At 49.0% G+C, this 7,573-nt stretch carries 10 protein-coding genes, 1 tRNA gene and 1 pseudogene; 9 read left to right on the top strand and 3 right to left on the bottom strand.

What is annotated here, in order from left to right; translation table 11 throughout:
* The first annotated feature begins 325 nt into the window (after positions 1-325).
* Positions 326-399, top strand: a tRNA-Pro gene (locus tag AQR02_RS14625).
* Positions 400-473: 74 nt separating this feature from the next.
* Here the strand turns inward: AQR02_RS14625 and AQR02_RS14620 are convergent.
* On the bottom strand, positions 474-662 hold the full coding sequence (locus tag AQR02_RS14620; RefSeq protein WP_054941107.1) for a hypothetical protein: 189 nt from the start codon (positions 660-662) through the stop codon (positions 474-476).
* Positions 663-943: 281 nt separating this feature from the next.
* Between AQR02_RS14620 and AQR02_RS14615 the strand changes: the two genes are divergently transcribed.
* Entirely contained in the window at positions 944-1,192 is a 249-nt protein-coding gene (locus AQR02_RS14615; protein WP_054941106.1) for an LSm family protein, read from the top strand.
* A gap of 63 nt (positions 1,193-1,255) precedes the next feature.
* On the opposite strand, the gene AQR02_RS14610 is transcribed toward AQR02_RS14615, so the two are convergent.
* Complete coding sequence (locus AQR02_RS14610; protein ID WP_054941105.1) at positions 1,256-2,257, bottom strand: hypothetical protein; 1,002 nt, start codon at positions 2,255-2,257, stop codon at positions 1,256-1,258.
* A 306-nt stretch (positions 2,258-2,563) separates the two neighbouring features.
* Here AQR02_RS14610 and AQR02_RS14605 point away from each other — a divergent pair, with 306 nt between their 5' ends.
* From AQR02_RS14605 to AQR02_RS14585, 5 genes are all read left to right on the top strand, one after another.
* Complete coding sequence (locus AQR02_RS14605; protein WP_159067767.1) at positions 2,564-2,830, top strand: hypothetical protein; 267 nt, start codon at positions 2,564-2,566, stop codon at positions 2,828-2,830.
* A 144-nt stretch (positions 2,831-2,974) separates the two neighbouring features.
* Positions 2,975-3,319: a 50S ribosomal protein L19 gene (gene rplS / locus AQR02_RS14600; protein ID WP_036688590.1), complete on the top strand. Its 345-nt coding sequence runs from the start codon at positions 2,975-2,977 to the stop codon at positions 3,317-3,319.
* A 226-nt stretch (positions 3,320-3,545) separates the two neighbouring features.
* The gene (gene lepB, locus AQR02_RS14595; protein ID WP_054941103.1) at positions 3,546-4,166 is read left to right on the top strand and encodes a signal peptidase I; all 621 of its coding nucleotides are present in this window, start codon (positions 3,546-3,548) and stop codon (positions 4,164-4,166) included.
* A 35-nt stretch (positions 4,167-4,201) separates the two neighbouring features.
* Positions 4,202-5,062 (top strand): ribosome biogenesis GTPase YlqF, encoded by an 861-nt coding sequence (gene ylqF / locus AQR02_RS14590; RefSeq protein ID WP_054941102.1) that lies wholly within the window; start codon positions 4,202-4,204, stop codon positions 5,060-5,062.
* A gap of 197 nt (positions 5,063-5,259) precedes the next feature.
* Positions 5,260-5,871: a ribonuclease HII gene (locus AQR02_RS14585; RefSeq protein ID WP_054942109.1), complete on the top strand. Its 612-nt coding sequence runs from the start codon at positions 5,260-5,262 to the stop codon at positions 5,869-5,871.
* Here AQR02_RS14585 and AQR02_RS14580 read toward each other — a convergent pair.
* Positions 5,868-6,173 (bottom strand): hypothetical protein, encoded by a 306-nt coding sequence (locus AQR02_RS14580; RefSeq protein WP_159067766.1) that lies wholly within the window; start codon positions 6,171-6,173, stop codon positions 5,868-5,870. The two genes, AQR02_RS14585 and AQR02_RS14580, sit on opposite strands and share 4 nt — an antisense overlap.
* A gap of 31 nt (positions 6,174-6,204) precedes the next feature.
* Between AQR02_RS14580 and AQR02_RS14575 the strand changes: the two genes are divergently transcribed.
* Both AQR02_RS14575 and AQR02_RS14570 read left to right on the top strand, forming a co-directional pair.
* Entirely contained in the window at positions 6,205-7,239 is a 1,035-nt protein-coding gene (locus tag AQR02_RS14575; protein ID WP_054941100.1) for a hypothetical protein, read from the top strand.
* A pseudogene (locus tag AQR02_RS14570) lies at positions 7,208-7,573 on the top strand (hypothetical protein); the annotation flags it as partial. The gene AQR02_RS14575 and the pseudogene AQR02_RS14570, both read left to right, overlap by 32 nt.

Here is a 7,573-nt window from a genome sequence, read left to right as displayed (position 1 = left end):
TCCGAAGACGGTCTCTCTACCCGAGGCGCTTTTTATTACTTTGATCCGTATCCCGCGCCACCAAGGCTTAGGTTCAGCCGTTGGTCCGGGTAAGGGATACGTTCAGCATGTCATGCTTGATGTGAACGCACCTCCTTTCCTTGTGCCAAGAGTATAGCACAGCCTATCTAGAAAATCTATAAAAATTAAATAAAATAGAACGTAGAACTTAAGAATGCTACGTCACCATTCTTAAGTTCATCTTACATAGTTTTAAATGAATTTCCGCTTGAATGTAAGCATTTTCTGGAGTATATATAAATATAGATAGGTAATACATATCCGTCGGGGTATAGCGCAGCCTGGTAGCGCGCACCCTTGGGGTGGGTGAGGTCGCAGGTTCAAATCCTGTTACTCCGATAACCAAAAAAACCGCTTTCTGCAGGATTCTGGAATCCTTGCGGAAAGCGGTTTTTGACGTTTGAAATGGTTGGTTATTCTACCTTATCCCTGCTGCGTTTGAGCTGGAAGAGGCCGGTAACCAGCGAATACGTTCCTACGGCCAACAGCGCTACAATTGCCCAGGTATAGTGACGTACCGAGTAGGTGAGGGACGCGAACATGATGAATATGGCGATGCGAAGGACCCCTTCATTCATAAATCGTCTGCTTGCTGTGCTCATGATTGCTGCCTCCTCATATTAGTTATATTGGTTGATAAACAAGCCCGAAAACGTTTTTATTCTTTGTGTTCATTATAAACCTTTTCTTCAGAAAAAGACACACTTTGTTCACAAGTACTTTATTTCACAATAATTTCACATAGCGTAGTAAATTCACAAAGAATTCACCATAAGGTATGCCGAAAATTAATAAGCCCAGCTTGCGCATCCCTGTACCCTTGCCGTTGCCGCTTTGTCACGGACCACATAAAATACACAAACGAAGGAGGAGGGATAGTCTGGTGGAAGCTTATTACAACTGTCTGCACTGTAAAAACAAAAGGGTGCGGATAATGACTACTGACGGAAAGCAGTATGAGGGAATTGTTGTCGACGTTGACAGAAATAACGTGTATCTGAAAACCAAAGGAAACGGCCGAATGAAGACATCTGCTTTTTATCCTGGAAGCTATTATGGCGGGTACTACGGATATGGCAGTGAAATTCTAACCTTGAGTCTGTTTACACTGCTGGCAATCGCACTAATCTAAATGAAAAAAACGGGCTGTCCCTAGTTGATTTGGGACAGCCCGCTTTATTAAAATGTTTTTCTATTACCGGACGGTAATGGCGCCGATCTCAGTAGAGAGGGCGAGCAGCGGTCCGCCTCCATTATAGTCCTGTTTGCCTTTGGATACACCGCTAATCGCGCCAAGCTCACTGGAAGCCTTCACGGTGCATTTAAGACCGCTGGCGAGTGTTGTTTTTATAGCGCCTACGTCACTGCTGGCTGTAAGGCTGCTGCTGCTGGTCATACTTTCTAGTCCAATGGAGATGCTACCGGTATCCGTTTGAACAATGGACTTGCCGGTAATTTGTATATCCTGGAGAGAAATGGTTCCGACATCGCTGATAATCTTGAAGCTGCCCTGGAGGCCGCTCAGTTGAACCGAACCGACATTATTATTTATCTCATATCCGGTGAGGCCCGGCGGAACTTCAATTACATAGTTGATGCTGAAATCGGAATGCTTATATTTCTTTTGCGCCCAGGTCCACAGATCTTTCTTGGGACTGCCTTTGGGATGAGCGGATACCAAAAGCTTGCCGCTGCTGCTCTCGATGGAAACTTCGGCATTATCCAGGATCTTCTGGTCATCTGCTTTGGTAAGCGGGTTATGTGCGATAACAGATGCTGATACATGTACGGTATCTCCTTCAACCGGGACGATTTCGATCTTGCCGACGGCATTGTCTAGAATAAGCTCTGTTGAATCCCCGCTCTTCAATGACACTGTAAGATCTTGTCTTAGTCCGCTCTCCTTAATCTGGTCTGCTACTTCCGCAGTAGCTTCCTGGACGGCTTCCTGTACACTCCCAGCAGCTTCCTGTACATTACCGGCAGCTTCCTCGATGTCCTGGCTTACATCGTCTGCGGCCTCTCTAAGTCCGAGATTCAGTGATTCCAGAAAGGGAGTACCGTTATTACCGGAGAAGCTCTCCTCAAGCTGATTATCAGCAGCCTCCTTGCCGGGAAGCTCCCTGCAGCCGGCCAGCAGCACCACCGAGAAGAGGGTGACTGCCGCGATTATTGCTGTGCTATGTTTTTTTCTCAACAATATTACCTCCCACAAAAATTCTTGTCTGCCTATGTAGTATCAATAGTATATATTATGGTAAATAATTGAAGAACAGGCTGCAGTCGGGTTCTTCTGCTGGACTATAGTCCAGGATGCCGGTGTCACTGTAATTTGATCCGTATGTATGGTAAAATGGGCTAAAGATTAGCTGTCTTATGCAGCGGAGCTTGGCAGCGGGAACGGACCGTCACTCAGACATCATTTAAGGGCGGTCTATTTACTATTTTTGACTGTTAAAGGTCAAGGGAGCGGATGAGCCAAATGGTATATGCAGCAGTTCTGATGGTAGTGTTAGTTATTATTGCTGTTTCTTTTGTATCCCGGAGCCGTAGCAGCAAGCCCAAAAGTCCGGGAACGGGTACTGCCAGCAACGTAATATCAATGGACAGACATCGTAAAGCCAAGCAAAGCACTGTTGAGCAGCCTTGCTCCTCCTGCAAGAAGAAGAACGGCAAGCTGATATTTTATGCCCAAGACGATGGAAGCGTTGTCGGACTATGCAAGGACTGTAAGGTAAAGGCGAAAAAACGGGATATGATGCCGTTATAATCAAAAATTATGTTGTAATAGCCTATCTTTTATGATACTATTATTTCTGTTGTGTGGAATACGGTGGTCCGCTGCGGATAATGAGGGAGAGCAAGGTCTCTCCGGAAGAGGCAAGAACACCTGTACGGAAGGAGGAAGTCCTAAATGAATATCCTACAAGCAATTACGCAAGAGCAACTTCGTAAAGATATCCCTAGTTTTCGTCCAGGTGATACTTTGAAGGTGCATGTAAAAGTTATCGAAGGAACTCGTGAACGGATCCAGTTGTTCGAAGGCGTTGTAATCAAACGTCGCGGCGGTGGAATCAGTGAGACTTTTACAGTTCGTAAAATTTCTTACGGTGTTGGTGTGGAAAGAACTTTCCCAATCAACTCGCCTAAGCTCGAGAAAATCGAAGTGGCTCGTCGTGGTAAAGTTCGTCGTGCGAAGCTGTACTATCTTCGTGAACTTCGCGGTAAAGCTGCAAGAATTAAAGAAATCCGTCGCTAAAATAGTGACAAAGAAGGGGCTTGAATTCAAGCCCTTTTCTTTTTTCTTGCAGGAAGAACCGTTTCTTTTTGTGATGCTAACATTGAACTTAAACATATATGCCTTAGGATCAGCTTCTCCGAAAAGGCCTCCTGAAGGAGTAATTCGTGGAGGAGTTTTTGGCAGGAGTTTTTTTGTTGTATAGTGGTTGTATAGTGAGAGTAACATAAAGAGAGGACGGTGAACTATGCAGCAGGATTTACAGCAGGGACAAGGCGAGACTGTGGAACCAGGCGGCCAGAACCCTCGAAAGCAGAAAAATGAAGTACTTGAATGGATAAAAGCGATAGCCATTGCATTGGTTCTGGTAATCTTGATACGCTGGCTTTTGTTTAAGCCGTTTATTGTCGATGGACCATCCATGCAGCCGAATTTCCACACCGGTGAACGGGTAATTGTGAATGAGATTTTGTATGACATCCGCTCTCCGCAGCGGGGTGAGGTTATTGTATTCCATGTGCCATCGGAAGGCAGAGATTTTATTAAGCGGGTCATTGCGGTAGCTGGAGATACGGTGAAGGTGGAAGGGGATGTCGTAACTGTTAACGGCGAACCTGTAGACGAAACGTATATACAGGGTGCGATTGATGCAGCGCATAATAACAATGCCCTCTATAATAACAAGGATTTCCCGAATGAAGAATTGCCGGACGGTACTGTACCGGAAGGACATGTATTTGTAATGGGAGATAACCGCTCAGACAGTACGGACAGCCGGATGATCGGCTATGTGCCGCTGGGGGATATTGTCGGCCGTGCCGATCTGATCTTCTGGCCGGTCAAGGATATTACTGTAATTAATCATTAAAATAAGCTGACAGAAAGTCAAAGGAGGTGACGGCAATGGCCATTCAATGGTTTCCCGGTCATATGACGAAGGCAAGACGGCAAATCGAGGACAAGCTGAAGCTGATTGATGTTGCAATAGAACTGCTCGATTCCCGTCTGCCGCTTTCCAGCCGCAATCCGATGATTGACGATATTTTGCGGGATAAGCCACGACTGATTATTCTCAATAAAAGCGATCTGGCTGATCCTGAGGCGACACGCAAATGGCTGGCATACTTTAGAGCGGAAGGCCATGTTGCCCATCCTGTAGATGCTTCAACCGGGACCGGCATCAAGGAGATTCCTGAGCAGGTCAAGCTGCTGCTCAAGGAGAAAATTGACCGGCAAATCGCCAAGGGAATGAATCCGCGGGCGAGCCGGGCTTTGATCGTGGGTATTCCGAACGTGGGTAAGTCAACACTGATCAACCGGATGGCGGGCCGGAACATTGCTATCACCGGGGATCGTCCTGGTGTCACCAAAGGGCAGCAATGGATTAAGACGGGCGGAAATCTGGAGCTTCTGGATACTCCCGGTATTTTGTGGCCGAAATTTGAGGACCAGGAAGTGGGTTATCGTCTGGCGATAACGGGTGCGATTAAGGAAGAAGTTCTTAATATTGAGGATATCGCCTTTTACGCGGTGAAATATCTGGTCAAGGATTACGGCTCACGGTTCCAGGAGCGTTTTGGAATTGAGAAGCTGCCCGAAGATCTGGAGAATCCGGATGAAATTGTGGCGGTCATGGAAGCGGTAGGGCGCAAGCGAGGTTGTCTGATCAGCGGCGGGCGTGTGGACCTGGAGAAGGCTTCCCGGACCCTGCTGCATGAGCTGCGTGCAGGCAAACTAGGGGCGTTTACGTTGGAAACGCCTTAAGTACGGAGATTATTCGGATTGAGCCATCCAAGAGTTTGGGTGGCTTTTTTTTGTGTTTCCATAAAGGATCTGACCGGTAGAATACTGGGTTTATAATTAAAAAGAGGGATGCCTCCGGAAGTCTTCTTGTGATAAGCTGGCTAGTAGATGACCTGAAAAATTGATATGGCGGTGGAGAAATATTGAGTACGATTGATATGCTGAAGTTTGAAAAAGCGGGCTGGGAACAATCCTACCGCCGGATTGCCGGTGTAGATGAGGTGGGCAGAGGCTGTCTGTTTGGTGATGTGGTTGCTGCGGCGGTGATATTGCCGGAGGGGCTGATTATTGACGGTGTGGACGATTCCAAGAAGCTGACCGCCAAGAAGCGGGATGCCTTGTATGAGATCATTATGGAGCAGGCGCTGGCAGTCTGCGTCGGCCATGTGGAGTCTACAGTTATAGATGAGATAAATATTAAGCAAGCTTCACGCCTGGCGATGAAAAAAGCGGTCGAGGGACTTGCCCATACCCCGGATTATTTGCTGATTGATGCCGAGAAAATTGATCTGCCGCAGCCGCAGCAGGCGATTATCAAAGGGGATGCCAACAGCCAGTCTATTGCAGCGGCTTCCATTGTAGCCAAAGTGACCCGTGACCGGTTGTGTGAAGGCTTGTGGGAGGAATTATATCCTGGCTACGGGATTAAAATACATAAAGGCTATGCGACTAAGCTGCACCGGGAGCAGATAATCTCACTCGGGCCTACGCCCTTGCACCGGCGCAGCTTCATCGGAAGAATCCTGGCTGAACAGCAGACTTTATTTTAGAACAGTTCCTCTTTCATAAAAAGTGCAAGAATGTCGATATAATGATTAAGAAAAACAGTTATATAGTATGACTTGAAAATATACAATTGGGGAAAAGTGGCGGAAGGGAATTTTGGAACTGTAGGAGCGTTAGCGTCCGCCTGAAAGCTTTCCGAAGGAAAGCTAGCATCGAAAGCATAAGCAGTCTTCGGATTTCTACCGCTGATAGCGGGTAAAATCAAGAAATCTGAAGACAACAGCGGCTTAAAGCCCAAACATTCTCTGTAGTCACGGCCAATCCCAAATAGAAAATCATAAGTCAATCTATATAAATAGGAAGGGAGGGATAATGGCATGAATATCGGATCTTTAATTCGTGGCCTGCTTGGAGACAGTAAGCCGGGTGAAGCTAAAGCGCTGGAACTGAAAGAAGGCCAGGTTGTCCGTGGTCTCGTCCTCAGCGTATCAGATACCGGTAAAGAGGCGATAGTACAAATTCAGGGCACATCTGTCCGCGCTGAGCTGGAAACTCCGCTGCAGCCCGGACAGACGGTGACACTGCAGGTTGCACCACCCGGCGAAGGAGGGCTGCCGGTCCTAAAGCCAGTCTCCCTTAGTGATGCTACACTGTCATCCCCGCAAATGATGGGTGAAGCCCTGGAGTCGCTCGGTCTCTCGGACTCTAAGGCAGGGAAGGAAATCATTCGGGCGATACTGTCAGGGGGAATGCCGCTGACCAAAGAGACAGCTGCAAAGCTGGATGCTGTAATGAATGCTAAGCCGCAGGGGGTTCCAACTTCAGAATGGCTGGAGTCTGCCGTCATCTCGGTTAAACGCGGCCTTCCGGTTACGGCAGAAAGTGTGAAGGGGATTCAGCAGGCCGTTTTTGGACCGAAGCTGCATGAGCTGCTGGCCAAACTTGAAACCGAACTTGGAGCATGGGTTCAGCAGGAGGAAGACAACAGCAGCGGCGGCAATGCTATCACTCGTCCGGATAAACAGGCTGCTACTAGTGGTGCTGGAGCTGCTGCAGGTGCCGGAGCGGCAGTCGATTCTGCTTCCGTGAATGAAGCTGAAGATGTCCGCTTGGCAGCGGGCAAAGGTAGTGGTAATGCTTCCGTGACAGATGAGGCTGCGCTTGACACGAAGTCAGCTGCACAGCACGCAGAGTTGCAGCGGGCTTCCGCAGGGAAATCTGAGCAGGCTGCCGGAGCAGCAGGGATAAGAACAGGCGATCAGGAGCCGGAAGGTGCTGTGACAAGCGGAGTGCCGGCTGAAGGAGAATCCGCAGGTGGCGGTGTACTTTCCAAAACGGGCACTGGTAAAGAACATCCGGTAGCCGGAACAGTCGCTGCAGGTGCTCAAGGGAATATCGCGGGAAGTCGCTGAAGCCGAGGGAGCGGGAACTGCCGTTAAGCCAGGAACTGCAGACCCGGTAAGAACGGCCTCCGCTGCAGGGCTCCAAGGGAATGCGGCGGGGAGCACAGGATCAGAGGCAGCAGGAACTGCTGGCAAGCCGGGGGCTGCAGATGCTGCAGGGGTTGCCGGCAATCCGGTGCCTGCGGATGCTGATGGGAATGCAGTCAAGGGGGCAGCTTCCGAACCGATGGGAAGTGCTGCAAGGCCGGTGGCTGCGGAGCCCACCGGGGGTGCCCTGCTTGCGAAGCTGCAGGGCGTGCTCACAGAGCTGCGCGGCACGCTGCCGCAGCTCACAGAGCTTGCT

The organism is Paenibacillus ihuae, assembly GCF_001368795.1.
In the GTDB taxonomy this organism is placed as follows: Bacteria; Bacillota; Bacilli; order Paenibacillales; family Paenibacillaceae; genus Paenibacillus_AQ; species Paenibacillus_AQ ihuae.
The sequence above is the reverse complement of the archived record's forward strand: the minus strand, read 5'-3'. Positions and strand labels throughout refer to the sequence as shown.